The sequence below is a fragment of the Paraburkholderia sp. J41 genome (assembly GCF_905220235.1).
Lineage (GTDB): Bacteria > Pseudomonadota > Gammaproteobacteria > Burkholderiales > Burkholderiaceae > Paraburkholderia.
Genome location: NZ_CAJMZE010000002.1, coordinates 87,357 through 111,364, shown reverse-complemented (window position 1 = coordinate 111,364; position 24,008 = coordinate 87,357). Strand labels below are relative to the sequence as shown.

General features: G+C 60.0%; 19 protein-coding genes. 10 read left to right on the top strand and 9 right to left on the bottom strand.

What is annotated here, in order from left to right; genetic code table 11:
* Positions 1-630: 630 nt before the first annotated feature.
* Positions 631-1,608, top strand: coding sequence for an N-acetyl-gamma-glutamyl-phosphate reductase (gene argC / locus U5805_RS02385; protein WP_322101835.1), 978 nt, complete (start codon positions 631-633; stop codon positions 1,606-1,608).
* A 527-nt stretch (positions 1,609-2,135) separates the two neighbouring features.
* Positions 2,136-3,197 (top strand): hypothetical protein, encoded by a 1,062-nt coding sequence (locus tag U5805_RS02380; RefSeq protein WP_322101834.1) that lies wholly within the window; start codon positions 2,136-2,138, stop codon positions 3,195-3,197.
* A 327-nt stretch (positions 3,198-3,524) separates the two neighbouring features.
* Here the strand turns inward: U5805_RS02380 and U5805_RS02375 are convergent, their stop codons facing one another.
* Positions 3,525-4,394: an ImmA/IrrE family metallo-endopeptidase gene (locus U5805_RS02375; protein WP_322101833.1), complete on the bottom strand. Its 870-nt coding sequence runs from the start codon at positions 4,392-4,394 to the stop codon at positions 3,525-3,527.
* A gap of 3 nt (positions 4,395-4,397) precedes the next feature.
* Positions 4,398-4,790 carry a helix-turn-helix domain-containing protein gene (locus tag U5805_RS02370; RefSeq protein ID WP_006752917.1) on the bottom strand — a complete coding sequence of 131 codons (393 nt, stop codon included), beginning with the start codon at positions 4,788-4,790 and terminating at the stop codon, positions 4,398-4,400.
* A gap of 285 nt (positions 4,791-5,075) precedes the next feature.
* On the opposite strand from U5805_RS02370, the gene U5805_RS02365 reads away from it, so the two are divergent.
* From U5805_RS02365 to U5805_RS02350, 4 genes are read left to right on the top strand one after another with little or no spacing between them, the layout of a single operon-like run.
* Positions 5,076-5,597 carry a hypothetical protein gene (locus U5805_RS02365; protein ID WP_322101832.1) on the top strand — a complete coding sequence of 174 codons (522 nt, stop codon included), beginning with the start codon at positions 5,076-5,078 and terminating at the stop codon, positions 5,595-5,597.
* A 2-nt stretch (positions 5,598-5,599) separates the two neighbouring features.
* A complete protein-coding gene (locus U5805_RS02360; RefSeq protein ID WP_322101831.1) occupies positions 5,600-6,076 on the top strand; it encodes a hypothetical protein in 477 nt (158 codons plus the stop codon).
* A complete protein-coding gene (locus U5805_RS02355; protein WP_322101830.1) occupies positions 6,066-6,554 on the top strand; it encodes a Mov34/MPN/PAD-1 family protein in 489 nt (162 codons plus the stop codon). Before U5805_RS02360 ends, U5805_RS02355 begins: the two co-directional genes overlap by 11 nt.
* A gap of 4 nt (positions 6,555-6,558) precedes the next feature.
* The gene (locus U5805_RS02350) at positions 6,559-7,959 is read left to right on the top strand and encodes a ThiF family adenylyltransferase (protein WP_322101829.1); all 1,401 of its coding nucleotides are present in this window, start codon (positions 6,559-6,561) and stop codon (positions 7,957-7,959) included.
* A gap of 497 nt (positions 7,960-8,456) precedes the next feature.
* Here U5805_RS02350 and U5805_RS02345 read toward each other — a convergent pair whose 3' ends face one another.
* The 6 genes from U5805_RS02345 to U5805_RS02320 form a co-directional block, all read right to left on the bottom strand.
* Entirely contained in the window at positions 8,457-9,521 is a 1,065-nt protein-coding gene (locus U5805_RS02345) for an ABC transporter permease (protein ID WP_322101828.1), read from the bottom strand.
* The gene (locus tag U5805_RS02340; RefSeq protein ID WP_322101827.1) at positions 9,518-11,062 is read right to left on the bottom strand and encodes a sugar ABC transporter ATP-binding protein; all 1,545 of its coding nucleotides are present in this window, start codon (positions 11,060-11,062) and stop codon (positions 9,518-9,520) included. Before U5805_RS02340 ends, U5805_RS02345 begins: the two co-directional genes overlap by 4 nt.
* A gap of 76 nt (positions 11,063-11,138) precedes the next feature.
* Positions 11,139-12,221: a TMAO reductase system periplasmic protein TorT gene (gene torT / locus U5805_RS02335; RefSeq protein WP_322101826.1), complete on the bottom strand. Its 1,083-nt coding sequence runs from the start codon at positions 12,219-12,221 to the stop codon at positions 11,139-11,141.
* Between the two features lie 147 nt (positions 12,222-12,368).
* A complete protein-coding gene (locus U5805_RS02330; RefSeq protein WP_322102084.1) occupies positions 12,369-13,502 on the bottom strand; it encodes a porin in 1,134 nt (377 codons plus the stop codon).
* 267 nt (positions 13,503-13,769) lie between these two features.
* A complete protein-coding gene (locus tag U5805_RS02325) occupies positions 13,770-15,578 on the bottom strand; it encodes a hydantoinase B/oxoprolinase family protein (protein ID WP_322101825.1) in 1,809 nt (602 codons plus the stop codon).
* Positions 15,579-15,588: 10 nt separating this feature from the next.
* Positions 15,589-17,664, bottom strand: a complete 2,076-nt coding sequence (locus tag U5805_RS02320) for a hydantoinase/oxoprolinase family protein (RefSeq protein ID WP_322101824.1) — start codon at positions 17,662-17,664, stop codon at positions 15,589-15,591.
* Positions 17,665-18,059: 395 nt separating this feature from the next.
* On the opposite strand from U5805_RS02320, the gene U5805_RS02315 reads away from it, so the two are divergent.
* The 3 genes from U5805_RS02315 (at position 18,060) to U5805_RS02305 (ending at position 21,476) form a co-directional block, all read left to right on the top strand.
* Entirely contained in the window at positions 18,060-19,136 is a 1,077-nt protein-coding gene (locus tag U5805_RS02315; protein ID WP_322101823.1) for an FAD-binding oxidoreductase, read from the top strand.
* A 49-nt stretch (positions 19,137-19,185) separates the two neighbouring features.
* Positions 19,186-19,878: a M24 family metallopeptidase gene (locus U5805_RS02310; protein ID WP_322101822.1), complete on the top strand. Its 693-nt coding sequence runs from the start codon at positions 19,186-19,188 to the stop codon at positions 19,876-19,878.
* Between the two features lie 170 nt (positions 19,879-20,048).
* Positions 20,049-21,476: an aldehyde dehydrogenase family protein gene (locus U5805_RS02305; protein ID WP_322101821.1), complete on the top strand. Its 1,428-nt coding sequence runs from the start codon at positions 20,049-20,051 to the stop codon at positions 21,474-21,476.
* A gap of 74 nt (positions 21,477-21,550) precedes the next feature.
* Here U5805_RS02305 and U5805_RS02300 read toward each other — a convergent pair whose 3' ends face one another.
* Complete coding sequence (locus U5805_RS02300; RefSeq protein ID WP_322101820.1) at positions 21,551-22,531, bottom strand: AraC family transcriptional regulator; 981 nt, start codon at positions 22,529-22,531, stop codon at positions 21,551-21,553.
* A 799-nt stretch (positions 22,532-23,330) separates the two neighbouring features.
* Between U5805_RS02300 and U5805_RS02295 the strand changes: the two genes are divergently transcribed.
* Positions 23,331-23,840 carry a tyrosine-type recombinase/integrase gene (locus U5805_RS02295; RefSeq protein ID WP_322101819.1) on the top strand — a complete coding sequence of 170 codons (510 nt, stop codon included), beginning with the start codon at positions 23,331-23,333 and terminating at the stop codon, positions 23,838-23,840.
* Positions 23,841-24,008: the final 168 nt, after the last annotated feature.

The window sequence follows — 24,008 nt, the reverse complement described above, 5'->3', positions numbered from 1 at the left end:
AACCTCGAAGCGCCCGGCAGCGTACGACTGTCACCGGGCGATGAAATGCTGGTGGAATTCAGCGACGGCATCCTTGTAACCGGGTGTTTGCTGGAAGTGGACGGGAGCACGGCGTTGCTACAGATGCCAGCTTATCGCACGCAGCGCGGGACGATTCTGGAATCCCGGACATGGAGCGTCGTCGCAGCGGATGAACCAGGACCGCTCCGAGTGCGGAAGCGTCTGGCTGCCCCATGAACGATACCGTACGATGTGACGGGCTGAACAGTCGCGGAAAGTGCACTGCGTATGCGTGACGAAGGTAACCTCGGGACGTTGGTCAGTCGCGCAGCAGAGCACAGCACAGCGATCAATCGCGCTCCTCCGCGGGGCGCCTGCAATGTGATCGTGTCCGCGTCTCGCCCCACGTTTAATCGGGATCCGGATTCAATGGTTGAGTCTGCTCGTGCGGCGCAGCAACCGCTGCGCGGGGCGATGATGATCCGAGGGCACCGAACGGCCAACAGCGGTCATTCCAGTCATCCACCTACATCGTCGACAATCCGGCGATGTGAGAAAGAGCCTTGGTTGCCCGGTTTCTCGTTGCCATAGAATGGACTTCTTCGATCACTTCAGAAGCAGGAAAACACGATGAGCGTTCGCGTGGGGATTGTGGGGATCAGCGGCTTTGGCGGTGGTGAGGCGATGCGTATCATCGCAAGCCACCCGTCTTTCGAGCTAGTCTATGCTGCGGGCGAGGGCAGCGCGGGCAGCCGATTAGTCGACCGTTTCCCCGGTGTGCCAGCGAAGCTGGCCGATCTTGTAATTCAAAAGTGGGATCCGGCGACCTTGCCCAAACTCGACGTACTGTTTGCGTCTCTTCCCACGGGTACGTCGACCGAGGCGCTCGCTCGCGTTCCACGCGACATGAAAATCATCGACATCGGCGGTGACCACCGATACGTCGACGGTTGGGTGTACGGCCTCGCCGACGTCTGGCCGAGCCAGATTGCGGGGCAGCAGCGCATCGCAAATCCCGGCTGCTTCCCCGCCGCGACGCTCAATGCCTTGGCGCCCCTTCTCGTTGACAAGCTGATTGAGCCCGCGAACATTGTGATTGACGCGAAGACCGGCATCTCCGGTGCCGGTCGAGGCGGCGCTGAAAGCAAGTTCGGCTACGCAGAGACAAACGAGAACTTAGTACCCTACGGTCTCCTCAAACACGTCCACATGCCCGAAATCGGCAAGACGATCGAGCGGCTAAGCGGGGGCAGCGCGGCAGGCCTGGTCTTCACGCCACACTTGGTGCCGATGACCCGCGGCGTACTTGTCACCGTGTATTGTCGTGGCCGCGCGACCACCGAACAGTGCTTGGCCGCGGCGCGACGCTTCTACGCTGGCCGCGCATTCGTCCGCGTGGCAGACAAACCGCCGCAGACGAAATGGGCTACAGGTTCGAACCTCGCGTTTGTCAGCTACGCTGCAGACCCCGAACGCAACCTGGTGATCGCGATGGGCGTGGTCGACAACCTCGGTAAGGGCGCTGCCGGTCAGGCAATGCAAAATGCCAACCTGATGTGCGGCTTGCCTGAAACCGCAGGACTAGACGGCGTACCAGTCTGGCCGTGAACAAAGGTTGTTCGGGCAGACTCTTCATCATCGTATCGATAGCCTGGCTGCGGGACCAGTGGCGCGTGCGCTCAACGACGACGGCGGTGTCCGTTCTGACATGACGAACTGTCGACGCCTATCTTGAAAATTCCGGGAAAATGCATCGGCGGAATCCAAGCTGCGATGTGCAGAAACCGGCCACAATCGGGCGTTCGGCGAGCGTAGAACTCTGCCGTTCGAACGGCAGCAATATTCCGGAACTTGTCAAACGAGCTGTGTGCACACTTTGGCCAAAGTGGTCGTTTGCACTGGCCGTCGGTATGCCCGCTTGCCTCCATAGATCGATCGCTCGTGGAGTGGCAACGACAAACCGTCGCTACCGGCTTCGCCGAGTGAGTGCTGTCGACTCAGCGACTGCCGCATTCGACATACCGAATTTGCTGAGATGGGACTCGCACGTACAATCGAAGACAAAACTAAAAGTGCTTAACGACGCGGCGATCTCTGCGCGAAGCGTCGTTAACTTATGCAAGCCTGGAGCGACTATGTCCGAAGCAGCGCAAATCGAGCAGCCAAAAGGTGAGAAATCAAATCCTCATTCGGAGCGTTCTACCGTTGCGTGGGCACTTTCTGCTCTCTTGTTTTTGGCCGTCATTGGTCTTTGCGCTGGCTTCACTGTGATCATTTGGCCGGGATGGTCGACCCTGATCAAAGGCGGAGAAGGCGCAGGGGTGTTCGGCGACGCGTTTGGCGGTCTGAATACTTTGTTCACCGCGCTCGCATTTGCCGGACTGATAGTCACCATCTTCTTACAGCGGCAGCAGCTCATCGACCAGAGAAAGGAAATTCGTGCGGAAAGAAAGCGGCAAAATTCGGAGTGGTCGGAGGAAAAATTCTTTAGGCTGCTGGACATTTATCGCGGCGCGCTCGCAACTCTAAAAGTTCGAACAAACGATCAAGCATTCTCCGGTGTCGATGCGCTGGCTCATATGCATAGCGCATTGGATGAAGACCTACGCGCGCAAGGCCTGTCAGCGTCGCTCAGTGCGGTAAAAAGATTAAGGAGGGCGGGCGTTCGTCTTCCAGTCGAAGATGTAAAAGCCGCCCTAACTTTTGCTCACTATCGGGCAATCTACACCCACCTACAGAGACATGCTCGATATGTGGAGTCCTTCAAGCTTCTTCTTCGGCATATCCATGAGTCAGACGTTGATGGCCGTGAGAAAGCGTTCTATCTGGACGTTGTACAGGCCCAGCTAACGTACCTTGAATTGCGTTACATCTTCCTCATCGCTCTTGCTCACGCACGCGACGACGAACTTCGCTATCTGCTGGAAGCAACGGGCCTGATCGAAGTGGCGAAGCTCACTGGCGTACTCCAGGCTCATCGTGAAATTTATACCTCCCAATGGGGCTACAAATTCCAGCCAGGAGGCAGCGAGAAGCCGATGCCAATGCCGAAAGAAGCACGCAGAAAAGCACGCGCCTTATTCAACGAGATTGCGCCATACATTCGCGAGCGCAATCGCGCGACTGCTCCCAGCGTGGTTAACTCGACCACAGCGACGAGAGACGCTTCGGATGTTGAGGTTGAGCAATTGCGCTAGCCGAGGCGTCGGCATTGCTGTTCGGCGGCAATTCTGTGGTCGTGACGGGCCGTTCCCTTGCGATACCCGCCGTTGGGATTGCAACAACCAGACCTTCGGCTCCGGGTCGAACTGAGTCAAAACGCATCGGGCAACAGTCGGCCAGGAGCAGACGGTCGACACGGTCGCGAATAATGATGACAATTTCCTACGAGTATCCCAACGACGGGAAACTCGGACCAGAATTCGGGCTTCGCATTCGTGCCCAGCACGGCTTTGCGGTGCGCATCGCCCAGGCTACGAGAGGACGTGAAAACTGGAGGACCGATCGCCGTCAGAAATCGACGATCATCTGCGTCTGCTCCGCTTGGAAAACGAAAGCTCACCCGTCAGTTCGGACAGGCCTTCGTCCTCGATGATGCGACTGCCGAATCTGTCGACTTCGACTCTAGGCGCGTCTTCCTCAGAAAACCAAATCAATGACACGGTGGTATCCGTTTTCGCATAGTGCCTGGCGAGTTCAGTGAGATCGAGCCCGACCTCCCAATCGTCGAACCATATGTCCTGCTCCACGGTGCCTTGTTCCGTACCGCTTTTTTCCAAGGCGCGCAGCCGCGCTGCAACGGAGGCATCGGGGATAGGTGACTTCGATGGAATCTTCGCACCCATCTGACGCAATGTCGTCGAGCGTGCGGCGTAGCGTATGCGCCCTGACTCCATTGTCACGAATGCACAGGGGAATGGTGCAAACTGGGCGAAGCGCGAGCAAGCCGCGGGATACGATGTTTTGAACTCCTGAGCTAATTGTTGTATGGCGGCGAGGCTCGGTTCGTCGATGTCCCGAATGATCGTCTGGAACTGCTGCCAGGGCATGAGCAGTTCTGCGGCGAAGGTGTCGCAAAAGACTTCATTCTGGTCGCGCTTGACATATCCCCATTGCGGAACAAGTTCGTGCCGGGAAGGAAGGCCAAGTACGATGTGTGCAATCTCATGGCAAATCGTAAACCGTTGCCGCTCATCGGGTTCGCCTGAGTTGACGGTGATGTGTGTCTTGCCCCTGATGGTGACGGTAGTGCCCGATTGTCCCGAGCCCAAGTCCTCCACATGCAATCGGGCGTTGGCCTTCTTGATGTATGGCGTGAGATCGTTTCGGATGTTCGATAGATCCAGGTCTGAAATCCAGTCGCGCGCGATGCGCTGAACATCCTGATCATCCACGGCCTACTCCTCGTCGTCTTCGGCTTCGTAAAGACGCTTGACCCGTTCGATGAGTTTTTCAGGAGTGGGTCGAGCGTCGCCTCGAAATCGCATTCCCGCGGCGGAGATGAAGTAGTCCACCGGAATCTCCGCGTGGTCAAGCACATATTTGACCAATTCCACCGACGCGTCCGCATGATCCGCGAGCCACTTGACCATCGCAGCATCGCGTTCTGGCGCTTTCAGCGCGCGTATCAGCTTGGCCAAAGTGTCGGGCGTCGGGTTGGTTTTCTCGCCGCTCTCAAGGCGATTGATGTAGGCGTTATCCACATCGCTGAGTTCGCTTAATTCGCGCTGTGAGAGCGTTCGGCGTTCACGCAGCGCTCGCAGCGCTGCGCCTAGGCCGGTCTGGGGCATCAGGTTTCTCCGAAATCAATATTCACAAGCGACAGACGGTAGCTCGCAGTCGTCATCTCGGTCGAGCCACGCCCAGTGGCCCATGAGCAGGCAAATACGGACGCACCGCGTCCTCTGCTTGACAGCAGTAAAAAGTTCTGTCAGGCTGTTGTCTAGCCAGACAACGGATGCACTTGCTCCAATATGCCGCGTCTGCGCATAAAACGAGGCGAGGTTGTTTGTCTGGACAACAAGTCTGCCATGCCCCTCGCACGATCGCAACCATGTTTTTGCGTGAGGTGTTCGATGGAACCCCAATTATTTGAACTGTTTTTGCACGGCTGCGGGGACCCGCAGGTAATCGAGGCGGCAGGCGACGAGCTGCTGAAGGACGCGCTCGCGCGCCACAACGCGCTGCCCGGAGATGGCGAGTTCGTTTTCGTAGGAGAGGCCGAGGAGGCGCGTACCGACGTAGATGGCGAGTGCGACACTCACGCGCCGGCCGACGTGAGTTTGACCGTGCTGGCACTCCTGCTGCCTGAGAAGCGGCACATTCACACGAAGGCGGCACGCAGCGTCACGGTGATGGTGAATTACAACGGCCAGAAGCCCAAGCGCCACTTTTCTCCCGCCGCGACGATTGAAACCGTCACGGTGTGGGCCAAGAAGCGCTTTCATATCGACGACGCCGATGGTGCAGAACTGGTGCTGGAACTGGAGCCGTCCAAGGAAATTCCGCGGATCGACCAGCACCTTGGCGAACTTCTGCGTCCCGGGCAGCATGCGCTCGAGTTCAACCTGGTCAAAGAAGTCAATCCGCAGGGCTGACCATGTCGACGAACGCGCAGCGGCTGCTTGAGGCGGAACTGACGGGGGGGCGTTTTCGCGCTGGTGTTGCGGGGGGCCGCTGGGCGCTCGCAACGCCGGTGTCAGAACTTGTCTGGCCTTACGTCGATACATGGATCGCGGCAGGGATTCGACCCAACAGCCCGGATCAGTGGCTGGTGCGATGGAATGTTGACCAATACGGCAGCCAAGCCAGCACGGGCGGTTTTTGGGATCCGGGCACGGGCACCTTCCTCGCTCCTGAAAAATGGCCCAAAGGCCGATCCGGTTCTACCGTTGCGTCAGTGTTCAAGGTCGCCGGATGGGCCGCGCCTGGTCGTGGTTTCTATCACCATTACGACCGGCTCGCGATTCCGGGACACCCCTGGACGAAGGATGCATGGAATCCGACCGTGAAGCTGACTGATTTCATCACGCTCGTCTATCGTTGGCTCAACTGCGGGGACTATCTTGGCCAATAGCGACCAGATCGAAATCCCGCTCATGCTGTGGCGTCGGCTGGTGCGCCAGCTCGCTTCACGTAGCCGCGGCCGACGGGAATCCGGAGCGTTTCTCCTCGGTCGGCAGAATGCCCCCAAGCGCCAGGTCGTCGATTTCATTTGCTATGACGATCTGGACCCCAGGGCGCTGAGTCACGGGATCGTCGAGTTCCATCGGACGGGCTTCTCCTCTTTGTGGGAAGTCTGCAACAGACGCGGGCTGCATGTGCTAGCTGACGTGCATACGCACCCGACGCCGGATGTCCGTCAGAGCTCGGTAGACAAGGCCAACCCGATGATCCCGATCGCCGGGCACGTCGCCTTGATCCTGCCGAGCTTCGGCGACACGTCGTTGTGGTCGCTTTCGAGGGTGGGCATTCACCGCTTTCTCGGGAAGCGCCAGTGGCGGTCTTTCGACGCAGGGGACGCGAATGTCCCCGTGCGTCTCTCCTTGTGGTGATGCAATGATCGAAATATCGGAGCTTCCAGGCAATTTGTCCCGTATCGACAAAATCTGGCTTGACCGTGACGGGACCGCACCGAAAGAATCCCGGATCGCACGTGCGGCTCGCCGATTGCAAATCGTAGTCGGCGCCGACGTTGCAAATTCCAATGCAAAGCAGGTGGCGCTCCTTACGGTGGTAAATCTCGCCGTAAAGTGCTTTGCTGCTCCGGTGCAGGTGATCGCGCCGGACAGCGTATGGGCGGCACGGACACTCGTGCGCGTCAGCTTGCAGCCGACGCTGGGGAACGCGCTGGAGGAACTCGGTGGGCAGCGTCACCTTGAAGGCGTCGATCCCGACCGGGTTCACATCCTGCTGGGTGATGCGGACCCGCGAAGGCTTTCCCTGCGCATTACCTTTGATGGCTGGAAAGTGAGTGTCGGACCTGCGGCGCAGGTCGCGCGGCTTCCTGAGCGTCCATGGTGTGCGCTGGCACCGCTTGCCGCTGCAGCCGTGGCGGTGGGCGAGGTGTTTGCTTCGTTCGCGCGTATTAGCGTAGCGGCTGCACGCCGCGCCATCGGATTTTCGTTGTGGCGACCGGACTTGCCGGTTGATTCGTCCGACTCGATTGGGGGCGCCATTGACGAAGCCCCGGTGGAGCTTTCCTGCTTCGGGTTGGGCCACCTTGGACAAGCCTACCTTTGGGCACTGGCATGTCTGCCGTTTTCTACCACCAAAGGCTCAAGAATCTATCTATGCGACGACGACCTGGTCGAATCGCCGAATCTGGAAACGGGCGCTCTATTGAATAGCGACACGCTCGGACACCCCAAGACCCGTGTGGTGTCGGAATGGCTTATGAAGCGCGGATTCGATACCCGGCTGATTGAGCGGTTCGTAGATGGGAATTATCGTCGAAGTGATCGTGAGCCCGTGATTGCGCTGTCGGGATTCGACGACAACGAGGCGCGTCAGTGGTTAACCCAAGCGGGCTTTCCGTTGATCTTCGATTCAGGCTTGGGCGGCGAAGTTGGAACTTTCGACTCCGTAGCTGTGCATACGTGGCCGAACCGGCGGCCTGCGGCTGACTTGTGGCCACTTGAGAACGCGCAGGCGCGCCGGGAAAGGGAAGAACGGGCGCGTCGCCGGGCGGAGGCGAACCAGGGCTACGGCGCGCTTGCGCCGGACGAATGCGGTCGCGTTCTGGTCGCAGGCAAGTCAGTCGCGGTTCCGTTCGTCGGCGCTGTGTCATCTGCTTTTGTTCTATCGGAGATGCTGCGCACGCTTAACGCTGGCCCCGCCTTCTATGACGCGAGGTTTAGGGTATGCGCGCTCTCTGACCGCGCCCTGACCGCATCGCTACGTTCCGGGCAGGCGGAACCCGTGAGCGGCATTCGTTGCCAGCAACTCGCTTGTTCCTGAGATCCTCGGAGATCGGCCAGACTGAATTTATCAAAGGAAGCTTCGTGGCCGAGACACAGCGTCTTGTCGGACGCATGCATATAGCGACGTCGAAAGGCTGCTTTGGAGAAGTCCGAAGGTCGCTTGTGGGTCGGCTGCTGCCTATCGCGTCCGGCAAATTCGGCCATTAGCGGACAGACGACTTGACCCAGCGACAGACAGCTCTGAAATCAAAATCGGACGTTCATCCAGAAGAGAGTTCCGTCTGTTGACTAAATCTGCGGAGATTGCGCTGGCTCAAATGCGCAATAAGAGTGGTGTAATCTCGATAAAGATGTGGACTTCGTCAATTGCGCGATCTCTGCGCGGATCGTTTCGGAACACAAGCATCCCGCTGGCTTGGGTTATCAGGCCGACGAGCCTCGTGTCTCGCTCGTGGCAGATTACTCACAGTGAGATGAAGGAAATTGAAAACATTTAGGACCGACGGCATCAGATAGTAGAAGATTGATCGCGGGCTAGTTGCCGTGCCGTATCGACCGATACCTGACCTTATCGGCGAGTACTGCGACGATGAGCAATGCGCCAAGCACGATAACCTGCAGGTAGGAATTGATGTCTGCGAGATTCATACCGTTCTGGACCAGCCCAATGAAAATCGCGCCAAGCACGACATAGCCAACGCGCCCGGTGCCGCCCCGCAGACTGACGCCCGCGATCACGCACGCTGCGATCGATTCCAGTGCGAGCGAACTACCGATGTTGGCCTCGCCGCTGGACACACGCGCGGTCATCAGCAGGCCGGACAGCGACGAGAACAAGGCACACATCGCATAGGTGCACACCAGCACCCCCCTGGTGTTGATGCCCGACAGCAGCGCGGCTTTCTCATTGCCACCGACAGCGAAGAAAAAGCGCCCCAGAGCCGTTCTGTCGAGCATGAATGCGAATGCACCAAAGATGACGAGTGTGATGACGACGGGTACTGGCAAGCCTAGCAGCGTGCCGAAGCCAAAGACCTGTCCGAACGCGTCGGGAAGTCCGGTTACCGGCACACCGTTGGTCAGGAAGAGCGCGACGCCGAAGCCGACCGATTGCATGCCGAGCGTCATAATGAACGGTGAGACGCCGAAGCGGGCCACGCCCAGGCCGTTGATGAGGCCGATCACGAGGCCGGAGAGTGCACCGGCAAGACAGCCCGCGACAATCGCCAGGTAGCCCCACTCTGGATGACTTGCGGCGATGGCACTCATGACGATGGACGAGACCACCGACGTCAGCGCAACCGTGGTTCCCACCGACAGGTCGAAGCCCCCGGTGACGAGTGCGAGCATTTGCCCAAGCGAGACGAGTACTAGGTAGACCGACTGACGTAGCAGGTTCGTCAGATTCTCGAGTCCAAAGAATTTCGGTGCGAGCAGCGAGAACACGATCAGCGCGATGGCGAGCATGATCGGCAACACACCGGTCCGATAAAACACGTTGCTGATCAGGGCGAACGGCGTGTGACCGGTCGATGGCGCGTCGAGATCGGCCGCCGCGTGTTGGGTGGTTTTTCCATCCAGATTCGAAGATTGCGTCATGACAGTGTCGCCTCGGTTGCTTCGCTGCGTTCAAAAAAATGGCTCAGTACTTCGTCTTGCGTCGCGTGCTGGCTTTCAAGCTCCGAGACAATGCGCCCGGCCCGCATCACATATAGGCGGTGTGAGAGATGGAGCACTTCGGGTAGATCGGACGAGACGATGACCACACCGGCGCCGTCGTCGACGAGACGCTTGATCAGCGCGTAAAGCGTGCTTCGCGTCCCGACGTCCACCCCCACGGTGGGCTCGTCGAAAATGAAGAGTTCGCGTGGCTCGACCAGCCCCTTGGCGAACACCACCTTCTGCTGGTTGCCGCCGGACAGCAAACCCACGCTTCGATTGACGTTGCGCGCGTTCAGTCCGACCCGCTCGGCGAGCGCATTGGCGGTATGCCGCTTGCGCCGTGTCGACAGCCAGCCGAACCTGCTGCGTAGCTGTATGCCGCGAAGCGCGGGCAGCGTCATATTGTTTTGCGACGTGAACGACATCACCAGACCCTCCGCGCGGCGGTCGGACGGAAGGTAAAAGAGACCGCGTGCAAGCATTCGGGAGGGCGTCGGCCGCACCACGGTGCTCCCTCTGAACACAACTGAACCTGATGTGATTGTTTCGACGCCGAAAACCGCACGCACCAGTTCCGACTTTCCACATCCGACCAGACCAGCGATACCGACCACCTCGCCACGCTGGACCACCAGCGATGCGGACGTGACACCGGATGCCGTGCTCAGATCCTTGACTTCGAGCAACGTGGCTGCCGGGCGATACGCGATCTCGGGGAAGATCTCGCCGACGGCGCGGCCGGCCATCAGGCTGATCAATTCGCCCTCAGGCACGGCTTGCGCATCGAACGTCCCTACGCAGTTGCCATCGCGCAGAACCGAGATCCGGTCGCCGATCCGGCGTATTTCCTGCATCCGGTGTGTGATGTAGATGATCGACACGCGCTGCGCCTTGAGTCGCCCGATCAACTCGAACAGCCGATCCGTCTCACGGTCCGACAGCGACGCAGTCGGTTCGTCGAGAATCAGCAATCGCGCTTTCGCATGCAGCGCCTTGGCTATCTCGACCATCTGCTGCTCGGCGCGCGACAGCTGGCTCACCAGCACGCGCGCGTCGAGGTCGAAACCGAGCTCATCGAGTATCGAAGCAGCGCGACGTTGCTGTGCCCGTCGATTCAGGTAGCCGAGCCGGCCAACGTCGTCGCCGAGGAACAGGTTCTCGGCAACGGTCATGGTGGGAACCAGAGAGAACTCCTGAAACACGGTGCTGATGCCCATCCGGCGCGCGTCGCGAACGGACGCATACGACACCGGCGTGCCATCGAGCCTGATCTCGCCCTCGCTCGCCTGCTGTGCACCGGCAATCAGCGAGATCAACGTCGATTTGCCAGCGCCGTTCTCGCCGAACAGGATGTGCACCTCGCCCGGCATAACCGACAGACTGACGCGATTCAACGCGCGAATGCCTGGATACTGCTTCGAGACACCCCGAAGTTCGAGTAGTGGAGGAACCGCAGGTGCGGCGTCTGTGTGATTCATCGGTGCTCCCGTCGAAGCAGGTCTCATGAGCACGCTGTGTTGCGTCAGCGCGATGCGTCGTGTGCAGCCGAGCCGGTCAATTGGCCTTGAATTGCGCGGTGAAATCAGGCGGCGCGAGCACGGTGTCGCGATGAATCGCACCGATATTGCGCGCATCGATGACCTCGATCTTCGGGCCCACGTGTTTGACGACGTCCTTGCCTTCGAGCAGTCGAGTCGCCTGATCGATCGCGATACGGCCCTGCAGCACCATGCCGTCGGCCGGGGAGGCGAGGATCGTGCCGTTCTGGATGCCCTTGTAGACTTCTGGGCTCAGATAAAACGACAACACCTTGACGTTGCCTTGCTGATGACGCGCTTTCAGGATGTCCGGGGCGACTTCGGCGGTCACCGCGGTGCCGACGACGTAGGACACGTCGGGGTGCGCCTGAAGTGTTTCCTCGATTAGCTTGCCTTGTACTTCCTTGCCGGTGTCGCCGTACTTCGGCTCGAGTACCTGGATCGCGCTGCCCTTCACGGCGTCCATGAAGCCTTTGTTAGCGGATTCGACCCAGCCCGCCCCAGCAGGTCCAGGGAACCATGCGACTTTTGTCGCTGGTGAGCCGGCAGGATGGCGTGCAGCCAGATACTCGCCGGTCGCGTGCCCCATGGTGTAGAACGAGACGAGCGACTTGGCCGAGACGTTCGGCGACGTCATCCCATTCACGAGGTCGATGACCGGAATCTTGCGGGCAGACAGGGTCTTTGCCAGGTTGTTGAGTCCATCGGCCGAAATCGCACCGATGACGACGGCATCGGCACCACTCGCCACGCAATCTTCAAGCTGCGAAATTTGCGTGCCGAGGTTCGTATAGCCGCCTGCTTCGAAGACGTGCACCTTGACCCCGAGATCTTTCGCCTCCTGAATCACCCCGTAGTCCACACCTAGCCAATAGGCGTCTTTCATATGTGGAAACGAGACGCAGATGTTCCAGGGCCTGGTCGCTCTGGTGAGTGGTACGTACTGGATGTCGGCCCTGGCGCCGTTCGGATCGAGCGGCGGCGTGACCGACTCGGCAGGGAGCGGATACCAGTTGGCCGCGTGCGTAGCAAAGCTCGTCACCATGGCGCAGCACGCCAGCGTGGCGCAGACGAGGCGGGGAAGCCGGTTGTGATTCATGGGATGCTCCGTGATATCGATCGATTCGAGATAACTGCGCGCTGAGGGCGGCCCGATGGAACGGAATCGACTATAAGCGAACGTTTTTCTCAGTTCTTGGCATGCGCCGCCCTAACTTTTGGATTGCAGCGGCCAGTGCGCCGGCGTTCAGAAATGGTGGGTCAGACCCAGGCGCACGACGGCCTGCTGGTCGGTTCCCGAGGGGTTGAATCCGGCAATTTGCGCGTACCGGGCCGACCCGAGCGCACGCTGAAGTGCCGCCATCAGATAGAGGGCCGTGCGTTTGGAGAACGCGTACTGCGCGAGCAGATTGATCTGCTGATATTTCGGCTCTTCGCCGGTCTCGTGATCCCGGCCGGTGGTGTACGTATACCCGCCTGCCAGCGTCCAGGCTGGTGTCAGCGTGTAGATGCCTGAGATCTCGTAGTTCTGGAACACGACGTTGCGACCCGCGTCGCCCTGCTGGAACACGACGTTCGTGAAATCGCCGAGGAGTTGGAACGCGTCGAAGTGATAAGCCGCGCCGACCGCAACGATCTGCTGACTGCGCGCCTGGGCCAGCGCGTCACCGTAGACGGAATTCAGGTAGCCGCCGCCACTCTGATAACCGGCTACCGCGGTCTCGGGGTTGTTCACACGCAGGTAAGCGGCCCCTGCACCAAACGCGCCGCTGCTGTACGACAACCCGCCACCGTACGACGAATCATTCGAATACTGACCCGCCTGGCCGCCGAACGAGTAGTGGGCCTCGGCCTTGAGACCACCAACCGACGGGCTGACGTATTTGACGTCGTTGTTGATCGAGAACCCGTTGTCCGTGTTGTCCATATCGTTCGGATGCGAGAAATACCATCCGCCGAGATTGCCGTTGAGTGTGAACGATTCGACGTCGTCGACGATCGCGTCCCACTGTTTGCCGAACGTCACCGTGCCATATTGGGCGCTCGACAGGCCGACAAACGCATTGCGCGAGAACAACGTGCTGGTCGCGCCCAGCGCACCGTTGACCGAACTGAAGCCGCTCTCGAGCGTGAAGATCACGTTGAGCCCGCCGCCGAGGTCTTCGACACCATGCAGGCCCCAGCGGCTTCCCAGCGGAACGCCGCTCGACTCCTGCACGAGCTTCGCGCCGCTGCCCTGAACGACCGCAACGTTGCTGACCTGCGCAACGTTGCTGGCATAGTCGATCCCCGTGTCGATGATGCCGTACAGCGTGACGCTAGTCTGTGCCTGCGCGATTTCACTTGTTGCAAGCGCAAGTCCGATGACGCAGCATCGCAGCAGCGCGTTGTTCAGATCGCTCACGCCAGGATGACCCCTGTCGAGCCGATGCATTTCCCGTTTGCGATTCATCGCCCTGTACCTTATCGAATATAGTGTTGCTAGTTAATGAGAGGAAAAGTCGGAGGTTGTGTATCGGTCCTGCTGAGCGAGGTCCGCCGTGGCTCATTCAGCCCGTCATGCAATCTGCCATCGCGCGGCACTCGCGTGCCGCATCGATGGTCTCCGTACTGTCAGCTGAATGAACCTGGACGACTGCGTCGAAACTCAGTCGACGGGCGACAGCTCGGTCGCACCCACCTGCCGAAGCTTTGATGTGGCAGGGACATCGACGGCCAGTGACTCGTCGGCGATGCGGCCGGTGAATGCCACGCCATAGACTGTTTGTGCGCGTTCGACGGTTTCATAGCCCTCGAGCACGTCGTGGAGGACGCGCCGGGGATCGCGTTCGAGCGGATTTCCGTAACCGCCGCCCGAACTATGGTTGCCGCGTACGAATTCGCCGTCGCCCAGTTGCTCGGCAACGATATTCGGCAACTCGGTTTCCGCACCGTTCGCGTCGATCTTGAAGTGCTGCGCGGGATAGCCGTCGTGGCCGCCTGCTACACCCTTCGCAGGAAAGTGCGTTCCGTCGCAGGGCCAGTGCGCTTCCATTGTCGAGTCGCGCGGACCGTAGCAAATCTCCATCGCGGGTGCACCGCGGAAGCGGCCCGCCCCCGCAGTTCCTGACATCACGCGCAGGAACTTGAAGAGCATCGGATGCTTGAGTTCATCGACCTCAATCGAATCGCGGTACATGAGCCCCGCAATCACAGGCAGCGCATAGGTCGGCCAACCGTCCGCACATGGACTTCCCGGTCCCCCCGCGCTCGCAATGATCAATTGGTTGACGTATTCGCTACCGCCTGTGCGGGGATCCTTTCCCGACACGACGGCAAATCCCGCGCCCATGCCGATGCCGCCTTCCGCAAGCCCCCAGTTCTCGCCGATCTGTGCGAATGCCGACTGCACGATGTTGATAAGACGGTCGGCAATATTGGTCGTGGCAACCGAGCAGCTATGCGGAAACTTCGGCCGGCCGGCCACTGAACCATCGCGCAACTGCACGCGCACGCGCCGGAATGAACCCGAGTTGCGCGGCACGGTCGGGTCGATCGAGTTGAAGACTCCGGCCACAGTCGACGACGTGACGGTCGCCTCGCTGACGTTGAATCCGCACTCGACGTTGTCGACGTTGTCGCGCAGATCGATATCGATCTGCTGCGCGTCGGGGTCGATGTTCACGGTCACGTTCAACGGAATGCCGTCGGGCAGCAGGTCGCCGAACGGATCGTGCTTCCCGGTGTTCTTCAGTGTCGCCTTGGGCAGCTTCGCGATGGCTTGCGCCATGCGGCGCTCGGAGTAGTCGAGCCAGTCGCGGATAAACGCCTTGATGCGGTCGATGCCGTATTTGTCGCAAAGCTCTTTCAGACGGCGCTCGCCAATCCGCGCGCTGCCAATGCCGGCAAGGAAGTCCCCGTACCATTGGTTTGGCACGCGAATTCTCGAACGGCACATGCGCACGATATCCTCTTCCATCTTGAAGTCGCGCTGGACCCGAACCGCTGGAAATATCAGTGAGCCTTCTTCATAGACGTCGCGCGCCGTCGCCATATACGACGTCGGTGACGCGTTGCCGATATCCGCCTGATGCGCCTTCGCAACCGTCGTGAACAGATGTTCGCCATCGATGAAGACGGGCACCAGAAACGTGTGATCGGCCGGGTGGGTGTTGCCGGAGTAAGGATCGTTGTGGAGGTAGCAGTCGCCTTCACGCAGATCGCCCGCGTGGTATTGACTCATCGTTTTCGTCTGCAGGTGGCTGCCAAAGATATGGATCGGCAAGCCCTCCGCGGCGGCGAGGAGCTGGTTGTCTGCCGTACAGATCGAGCAGCTGAAGTCGCGCGCACTATTGATCACAGCCGATCGCGCCGCACGCAGCAAGGTGTGGGTCATCTCGCGCACGATGCCGTCGATACGGTTCGCGATAATGGCCGTCATATACGGATCGAAATCCGACGTCTGTTTTGCATTCATGGAGCCCACCTCACTTCGAAATATGGAGCAGATAGTTGCCATGCGCGCTCACACTCACGGCCATGCCGGGGTTGACGACCAGTGTCGTGGTCGGCTCTTCGATAATTGCGGGACCTTCGATGCGCAGACCCGGGAAGATGTGTTTCTCTTTGTAGATCTGCGTGAGAATCGGCTCGACTCCGCCGAAGAAGCAGTTGCGCTCATCGACACGGCCCTTCGGTGCAGCGCTGGCCGCCGGGGCGCTGGACACCGACGTCGACGCAAGCGACACCGTCATGCGTGCCTTCCAGTTGACGACCTCGACCTGACTGCCCTCGTCGCGCACAGCGAATACACGTTCATGGACGAGGTGAAACGCGGCGACGAAATCCTTGACGTCCTGGTCCGTCTCGAATAGCGGTCTCGCGAGTGGGGTGTCCAGTTCCCAGACTTGCCCCTGATAGCGCGCCTCGGCGACGAATTCGATGTGATAGTCGGCCGACTGATCGGGCAGCTCCGCGCGAAAATCTTCGAGCCGGTTTTCCAGATTCCGCAGCGTCGTGTTGATGGCCTGCCGGTCGAACGTGTCGCTCAGCATGGCGAGGCTTGCGGTTTCCTCCGCGACGATGTTCGCGAACTGCATGCCCGAAGCCGACAACGCAGATGCAACCTTGGGTAGCACGACCTGCTCGCAACCGAGTTCCTTCGCGATGGCCATGATGTTGATGCCTGCGGCACCGCCACCCGCAACAATCGTGCTTTCTCGCGGGTTGACGCCTTCGTTGATCGTGACATCGGCGATGGCTCGCACCATCAGATCGCTCGCGAGGCTCATGATCTGGAAAGCCGTTTCCTCGACGCTGAGCTTGAGCGCGGCAGCCAGCTTGCCGACTGCGGCTTTGGCGGCCACCACGTCGAGCGCCATACGGCCGCCGAGAAAGTAGTCAGGATCGAAATAGCCGAGCACGACGGCGGCGTCCGACACGGTTGGCTCCGTGCCGCCACGCCCGTAGCACGCAGGTCCCGGTTCCGAACCGGCGGATTGCGGACCGACCCGCATCAGCCCACCTTCATCGATCCAGGCAATGCTGCCGCCACCCGCGCCGATCGAGCGCATGTCGACTGCCGAGATGCCGAGCAGGTCGCCGGTGTAGGCGGGTCCAAGCCACGTATCGCGAGAAAACGTGAGCCGCCCATCGCGCACGAGTCCGACATCGAACGTGGTGCCACCCGTGTCGCAGATGATAACGTTGCTGCCCAGACGCTCGGCGCTCGAGAACGTCAGCCCGGCGATAGGTGCCATGGCGGGACCCGAGCCAATGGTGTAAATCGGCTTCTCGATCAGCCCGTCGACGTGGTTGCAACCGCCGGAAGCGGTGCTCACCAGAATATGTCCGGCGAAGCCAGCCGCGCGCAAGTCTTCTTCGAGTTCGCGCAGGTGTCGTTGCATCAGCGGTTTGAGCGAGGCGTCGATGGCCGTGGCAGACGCACGCCGGTACTCGCGCACGATGGGTACGAGTCGATGCGACAGCGTGAACGAAATCTCGGGCGCCAGTTCGCTGAGCAGTTCGCCAAAGCGTTGCTCGTGTGCAGGATTGGAGATCGACCAGAGAAAGCACACTGCGGCCGCTTCGAAGCCCCGCGCCCGCAATTGTTCAATCACGGTACGTGCCTCCGCTTCGTCGAGCGCGGCGATCACACAGCCTTCAGGACCGACGCGCTCCGTGATTTCGAAGGTATGGCGTCGGGGGAGATAGGGCTCGGGGTAGTCCTGCGTGAAATCGTGCGGGTTGAGTTTTCCGCCTTCCTTCATGAGCAGAATGTCGGGAAAACCGCGCGTCGTAATCAACGCGGTTTTTGCCGTGGCCTTCGTCACGATCGCGTTAGTCGCCCGTGTGGTGCCGTAGATTAGCATCGAAGTCTGCGTGAGCAGTTCTTCCAGACTGATGCCCATCAACGTGGCCGCCGCACCGATCGCCTCCTTCATGCCGACGAAAATCCGGCTCCTGGTCGTCAGCGCCTTGCCGATCGTGAGACTGCCGCTCTCGTCGCTGACGACGACATCGGTAAAGGTGCCGCCCGTGTCCACTGAAATCTTGTACACCATCAAAGTTCTCCAGAAATGGAACGACAAATCGTCGATTCGAATTGCCCGATCCTGTGCAGTCCGGACGAACGCGAATGACATTGCTGGAGCGGACTATAGATAAACGTTTTTGACGGCTCTTGCCTGCTGCTGCACAAACGTTTGGATCACAGCGGCCAGTGCGGTTGACGTTACGAGTCGCCGATTTGCGGGCGCGCCGTGCCGCTGCTAGCCGACAGTGGCGCCAGGCTTCGCCCGCGAGCCGGTACGCCGCACCCGGGGCGGCCACGAATGGTCCGTTCATTGACGCTCACATCCAAACCGTAGGGCGTCGCGAGACAAGCCCGGGCTCTGGATCTCGCTAACAATGCGTTCAACGAATCCAGGCGTATTGACGCAAAGAGGTCGGCAGCTCCATGAACAATGCTGAATACGCGACGCAGACGATCAAGGCAAAAGCCGTTGCACTGTGTGTGCGCTCGCTGACGTTCCTGTCGAGCGATGTGGTCGAGCTGGTTTTGATGCCGGCGTCGCCGGAACAGATCGTCTATCGCGAGGGCCAGTTCCTGAGTATCCGGTTGCCCGACGGGGCCACTCGGTCCTATTCGATGGCCCGCGGCAGCCGCCCGGACGGACAGATCGTGCTGCATATCAAACTGCGAGCGGGCGGCCACTTCTCCGAAATGCTTCGCGGCGGCCACGTGAGTCCCGGCGACACGCTGACTGCGCTGGGGCCCTTTGGCGACTGCGTGTGGCATGACGCCGACGCGACCGATCGCGTGTTGATGCTGGCGACCGGAACCGGCATTGCGCCGCTTCACGCCATGCTCGACAGTCTGTGCCAAAGAGGTGATCCCTTACCCGAGATCCACCTGTACTGGGGTGGAGTCGATGCGCAAGACCTTTATCTGCATCGCTGGTTTGACGCGCTGGCAGCGATCGAACCGTCGTTCCACTACACCCCGGTGTATGCCGGTCCGCTAGAGGCCCGTGTTCAACACGTCGCCGCGGGCAGTCACCGCATGACGTCGCGCACTCGCATCTATGCGTGCGGTGCGCCCGCGATGGTGAGCGAGGCGCGTGAGCTGTTTGTTTCGCACGGCTTGCCGCCCGAGCGCTTTCACTGCGATGCATTCGAACCTGCGCTCGCGGCACAGATGCCGACCACGAAGCACGTCACGGTTCACGCACGCGGTGTCGATGGTGCATGCCACACGTTGTCGCTGGCCGAAGGGACCACATTGATGACGGCGCTCAGCGCGCGCTCGCTGATGCTCGGCGTGTGCCGCGGGCAGTGTGCGTGCGGCACATGCCGCATCCGGGTCGATGCCGGTTCATTCGAGCGGTTACCCGGTGCAAGCCGACAGGAAAAGCGTCTGCTTGCCGTGCTCGATGATCCGGACACCCACCATCGGCTCGCATGTCAGATCACGCTGTGCCAGGACCTGAACGATATTACGTTCGACCTGCCGCCGCCGATCGATTCCGCCTGACGATGTCTTGCCATTCCCCCCACCGTTACTGCCTGATGAGGATCCGACCATGTCACTCCTGCTGAACCCACAAGGACTCGAAGCCGTTGGCTCGAACTTCGATATCGCCAGCATGCTCGAAGTGCGGAACATGACCCGCGATGCCGTGAATGCCATGGGTGCTGCCATGCATCCGGGCATGCGTGAAGATGAAGCGACCGAGATCGGTAAAGATGTGCTGGCCGATAAAGGTCTGCTACGCGGCTGGCACGACGTCGTGATTCGCTTTGGGCGCAACACGGTGAAGAACTATGGTGAGCCGTCCGAGCCGGATACGGTGCTTGGAGAAAATGACATCTACATGATCGACATCGGCCCGGTCTGGAAGAACTGGGAGGGCGACTGTGGTGATACGTTCGTGACGGGCTCGCAGAAAAACGACTACGCACGGTGTGCCGAAGACGCCCGTGGTGTGTTCCATGCCGTGCGCAAACATTGGTTGAACACGGGCGCCACGGGCCAGGACCTGTATGCATTTGCGACGGCCGAGACTCGGCGCCGCGGCTGGGAACTGAACCTGAATCTCGCGGGACATCGCCTGTCGGACTTTCCACATGCAGCCGCCTATGAAGGTTTGCTGTCGTCGATCGACTTCAAGCCGCAACCGCTGCTGTGGGTGCTCGAGATCCACATTCGCCACCCGGACATGCTCTATGGCGCCTTCTATGAAGATATGTTGCTTGACGACAGCTACTTCAGCTGAGCTGCATGTCGGCGCGTGATCTTTCATACGCTTACGCGGATCTGGCTGTGCGGTGGTCGTCCTGTCTGACCCAATAGCCTTGATGGATCGGGTCCTGTACGCTGCTGTCTGCCCTGTTCGTATTCTTTCGCGCCGACGTTTCGCGCTTTGACGCATTGAGGATGCCCAGCATGTCCAATCATCTCAAGTTTTACATCGACGGCGCGTTCGTCGACCCAGTCGAAGAACGCCGTCTGGAAGTGATCAATCCAGCCACTGAAGAGGCGTTTGCCGAGATTGCGCTCGGTGGCGCGCGTGATGTCGATCGCGCTGTCAGCGCTGCGCGCAAGGCTTTTCCCGGGTTCGCATTGACGACGCCAGCGCAGCGACTCGCGTTGCTGGAACGTATGCTCGAACTCTACAACGCGCGCTATGACGAGATTGCACAAATCGTCAGTCAGGAAATGGGTGCGCCACTCAAATTCGCCCGCGAAGCCCAGGCGTGGGCTGGGCAGGTTCACCTCGAAGCGACCATTGAGGCACTTCGTCATTTCAGCTTCGAGACGCCACGGGGCAGCACACGGATCATCCTGGAACCGATCGGGGTTGTCGGGTTGATCACGCCGTGGAATTGGCCGCTGAATCAGATCGTTTGCAAGGTTGCACCGGCGATCGCGGCGGGCTGCACGATGGTGCTCAAGCCTTCCGAGATCGCACCGCTCTCGGGTGTGATCTTCGCGGAGATCATGCATGACGCGGGGGTGCCGGCCGGCGTCTTTAACCTTGTCAACGGTGACGGGCCGAGCGTCGGGCAAGTGCTTTCAGCTCACCCTGATATCGACATGATGTCCTTTACGGGATCGACGCGTGCCGGTATCAGCGTGGCCAAATCGGCAGCCGACACGGTCAAGCGGGTTGCGCAGGAACTGGGAGGCAAGTCCGCCAATATCATTCTGTCCGACGCGGATCTCGAGGCGGCCGTAACAGCGGGGGTCGAAGCCTGCTTCGCAAACTCTGGGCAGTCGTGCGATGCGCCGACCCGGATGTTCGTTCCGGCCGCGCAACATGCGCAGGCGCTCGAAATCGCACGGGCTGTCGCTGAACGGCAGAAGGTTGGCGACCCACTGGCCGACGACACGGTGCTCGGTCCACTGGTTTCAAAAACGCAGTGGGAGAAGGTCCAACGTCTGATCAAGGCCGGCATCGACGAAGGTGCAACGCTCGTGACAGGCGGTCTCGGGCGACCCGACGGCTTGACGCGCGGCTACTACGCAAAGCCGACCGTCTTCGGTGACGTCAGGCATGACATGACGATCTCGCGTGAAGAGATCTTCGGGCCTGTGCTGTCGATCCTTCCGTATCGCACCGAAGCGGAAGCGATCGCCGATGCCAATGATACGGTCTACGGTCTCGCGGCGTATGTCGCGTCGACGGACATCGCGCATGCACGTAACGTCGCCAGGCAATTGCGGGCGGGGACGGTGAACATCAACTATCCAGCGTGGGATACACACGCACCGTTCGGAGGTTACAGGCAGTCAGGCAACGGGCGTGAATACGCCGACTGGGGGCTTCACGATTTTCTCGAGATCAAAGGCGTGGTCGGGTACGGGACCTGAGTATCCCGTGGTCTCCACAGCGCTGGATTGAACGCGGTACGACGCCTCTCGTGAGTGGCTTCGTACCGCGTTTTTCATTCAGTGTCGATGTAGTGCATCGGCGACGTGCCCGTTTCCTGGCGAAACACGCGGGAGAAATGGGCCGAATCGGAGAATCCGACGAGATACGCAATCTGCGTGATCGAGAGCTTGTGCTGGTGACGCTTGCCGAGGAGGCGTCTGGCCTCGAGAATCCGGCGCGCCTTGATCACCGACGAAATCGTCTCGTCGCGATCGGAAAATATCTTCTGCAGATAACGCTCCGACAGATTGATCGAGACAGCAATGTCGGACGCGCTGAGTTCTGGATTGGCAAAATCCCGTTCGATCGCTTGCAGTGCGCGTTGCCGGTGCGCGGTGCGGATCGCGGTTTCGTTGCTTTGAGGGTCGGCTTCGATCAGGGCCATCGCCAGCAAATCGAGCAGATGCTGCTCCATGGTGGCTTGAACGCTGACGGACTGCGCGCCCGCGTGGCGCACATAGGCGCTCACAAAGTCCGTGAACAGCGATACGACGGGGCTCGACGCATGGCGGATGGTCGCCATCCAGTCGTCGACCGAGGGCAGGCGCCGCAATAGCACCTTGCGCGGAATTCTTAATGTGTGCACCAGGTTCGGCGCGCCCTGCGCATAGGTATAGGACTCGGCGCCATTGACGATGGCGAAGTCACCTGGCTGCACCAGGATGTCCCGTCCGCGCTGACGTAAACCGAGCGGAGAGAACCGGGGCATCTCTACGACGTAGAAGTCCTTCGTATCGCGACTGATATGGGCGGTGCGGCGCTCCGTCACCATCGCGTCGCATTTGAGCATGCACGAACGGATAGAACCGATATCGACGCGTTCGAGCTCACCCGAGCGGAAATTGCGGTCGGCGGCGACGTCGAGCGGAAAGTAATTCTCGTATAAAACGTCAGACCAATCGCGGATCGTTCCGGGGCGTGTCGGCAACGCCAGGTTCACGTTGAAGACCTGTGTCGCGGGCGTCGAAGGTGGTGGACAAACAGCTTGTGACATGGATCCTCCCATGCCGCTGCAGATGCGTACCCCTTCATTCGAGGCTTCGTACCCTGCGGCAAGGACTGCGCACACGATGGCGGCACCGGTGAGATAGGGGCCGGTACAAGCTTTGATTGCTCGCGCGCGGCACGCCCGGGGCCGAGGGGACTTTTCAAAAGATGCAACTTACCAAGTCAAAAACCTAGACACAAGTAGGGGCGAACCGAGCCTAGTCAGGCGCATTGCCTCCTTCCTTTCAAGGAGATGTCAGTTTGGGGCCGTAACCACAACAGATCGCTTGTGTGCGACGGCACAGCAACAACATTTCCCACCGTTGACCGTAAGTCACATGATAGTGAATCCAGCGATGGGTCCGCCAACGACTGGAGTGAACTCGAGTTGGCACTTCGCGTGGTCAGCCCCAAATTTGCTGGCATATTGCGCGGTACATCACATCTACCGCCTGTGGTTCCTGCCGCTGAAGGTCGATCGCCGTATTCGCGCGATCCGGCGTTGCCTCGTCGCGCGTCGATGCGAGGAAGCATACTTCTGCTTTTGCTCGAATAGCGAACGCTTGCCAATCGTCTCTTAAAGGTACGACGCCGGACGGTCATCACTCTTCCACGACCGTCCCATAGGGGTCGGGTAGCGACCGTCCGTAGGCGCACACTCAATCTCCCTTTACCTGAAAGGAGATTGTCATGAAATCCGAGATGTAGCCGTTAGCCGTCGTGTGCCATGGAATAAGGGCAAACTCACCGGGCAGAAACCGCCGCTAAAGCTCCGGGAAATTTGGGCGATCCGGACGAGGCTTCAGATGGCGTCGAACGTCCGTGAGCTTGCGATGTTCAATCTCGCAATCGATAGCAAGCTTCGAGCGTGCGATCTCACGCGATTGCAGGTGCAGGACGTCCGTCACGGAAGCCACGTGGCTGCGAGGGCCACCGTCATGCAGCAGAAGACCCAGCGGCCGGTCCAATTCGAGATCACGGAGCAGACCCGTGAGAGCCTCGAAGCCTGGATCGAAGCGCGAGGACTGAAGTCGGCGGATTTTCTGTTTCCGAGCCGGTTGCATACGTCACTGCATCTGTCGACCCGGCAATACGCCCGGATGGTGCATCGCTGGGTCGCGTCGATTGGACTCGACGATACCGCATACGGTACCCACACCATGCGCCGTACCAAAGCTTCGCTGATCTACCGGCGAACGAAAAATCTTCGGGCGGTACAACTGCTGCTCGAGCATACGAAGCTAGAAAGCACGGTTCGCTATCTCGGCATCGAGGTCGACGATGCCCTTGAGATGGCGGAGCAAACCGAGGTTTGATGTACCTCGGCCGGCGAGCGGTCGCTTGCCGGCCAGTTTGAGCCGGAGGGATAAATTTTAAGTCCGTCCGCTTCCGATCTGACATGAGACTTTGAGCAATAACGCGTCGAACGTGCCACTTCCCTCCATATCGTCGATGACGTCCCCGCTCTGATAATATCTGGCGCG

What these genes read in the sequence shown, in the direction of transcription:
- U5805_RS02320 (WP_322101824.1), bottom strand. Translation starts at nt 17,664, where the DNA reads ATGGTGTACAAGATTTCAGTGGACACGGGCGGCACCTTTACCGATGTC.
- U5805_RS02300 (WP_322101820.1), bottom strand. Translation starts at nt 22,531, where the DNA reads ATGTCACAAGCTGTTTGTCCACCACCTTCGACGCCCGCGACACAGGTC.
- argC (WP_322101835.1), top strand. Translation starts at nt 631, where the DNA reads ATGAGCGTTCGCGTGGGGATTGTGGGGATCAGCGGCTTTGGCGGTGGT.
- U5805_RS02360 (WP_322101831.1), top strand. Translation starts at nt 5,600, where the DNA reads ATGTCGACGAACGCGCAGCGGCTGCTTGAGGCGGAACTGACGGGGGGG.
- U5805_RS02370 (WP_006752917.1), bottom strand. Translation starts at nt 4,790, where the DNA reads ATGCCCCAGACCGGCCTAGGCGCAGCGCTGCGAGCGCTGCGTGAACGC.
- U5805_RS02315 (WP_322101823.1), top strand. Translation starts at nt 18,060, where the DNA reads ATGAACAATGCTGAATACGCGACGCAGACGATCAAGGCAAAAGCCGTT.
- U5805_RS02295 (WP_322101819.1), top strand. Translation starts at nt 23,331, where the DNA reads ATGGCGTCGAACGTCCGTGAGCTTGCGATGTTCAATCTCGCAATCGAT.
- U5805_RS02325 (WP_322101825.1), bottom strand. Translation starts at nt 15,578, where the DNA reads ATGAATGCAAAACAGACGTCGGATTTCGATCCGTATATGACGGCCATT.
- U5805_RS02310 (WP_322101822.1), top strand. Translation starts at nt 19,186, where the DNA reads ATGTCACTCCTGCTGAACCCACAAGGACTCGAAGCCGTTGGCTCGAAC.
- torT (WP_322101826.1), bottom strand. Translation starts at nt 12,221, where the DNA reads ATGAATCACAACCGGCTTCCCCGCCTCGTCTGCGCCACGCTGGCGTGC.
- U5805_RS02345 (WP_322101828.1), bottom strand. Translation starts at nt 9,521, where the DNA reads ATGACGCAATCTTCGAATCTGGATGGAAAAACCACCCAACACGCGGCG.
- U5805_RS02350 (WP_322101829.1), top strand. Translation starts at nt 6,559, where the DNA reads ATGATCGAAATATCGGAGCTTCCAGGCAATTTGTCCCGTATCGACAAA.
- U5805_RS02305 (WP_322101821.1), top strand. Translation starts at nt 20,049, where the DNA reads ATGTCCAATCATCTCAAGTTTTACATCGACGGCGCGTTCGTCGACCCA.
- U5805_RS02340 (WP_322101827.1), bottom strand. Translation starts at nt 11,062, where the DNA reads ATGAATCACACAGACGCCGCACCTGCGGTTCCTCCACTACTCGAACTT.
- U5805_RS02380 (WP_322101834.1), top strand. Translation starts at nt 2,136, where the DNA reads ATGTCCGAAGCAGCGCAAATCGAGCAGCCAAAAGGTGAGAAATCAAAT.
- U5805_RS02365 (WP_322101832.1), top strand. Translation starts at nt 5,076, where the DNA reads ATGGAACCCCAATTATTTGAACTGTTTTTGCACGGCTGCGGGGACCCG.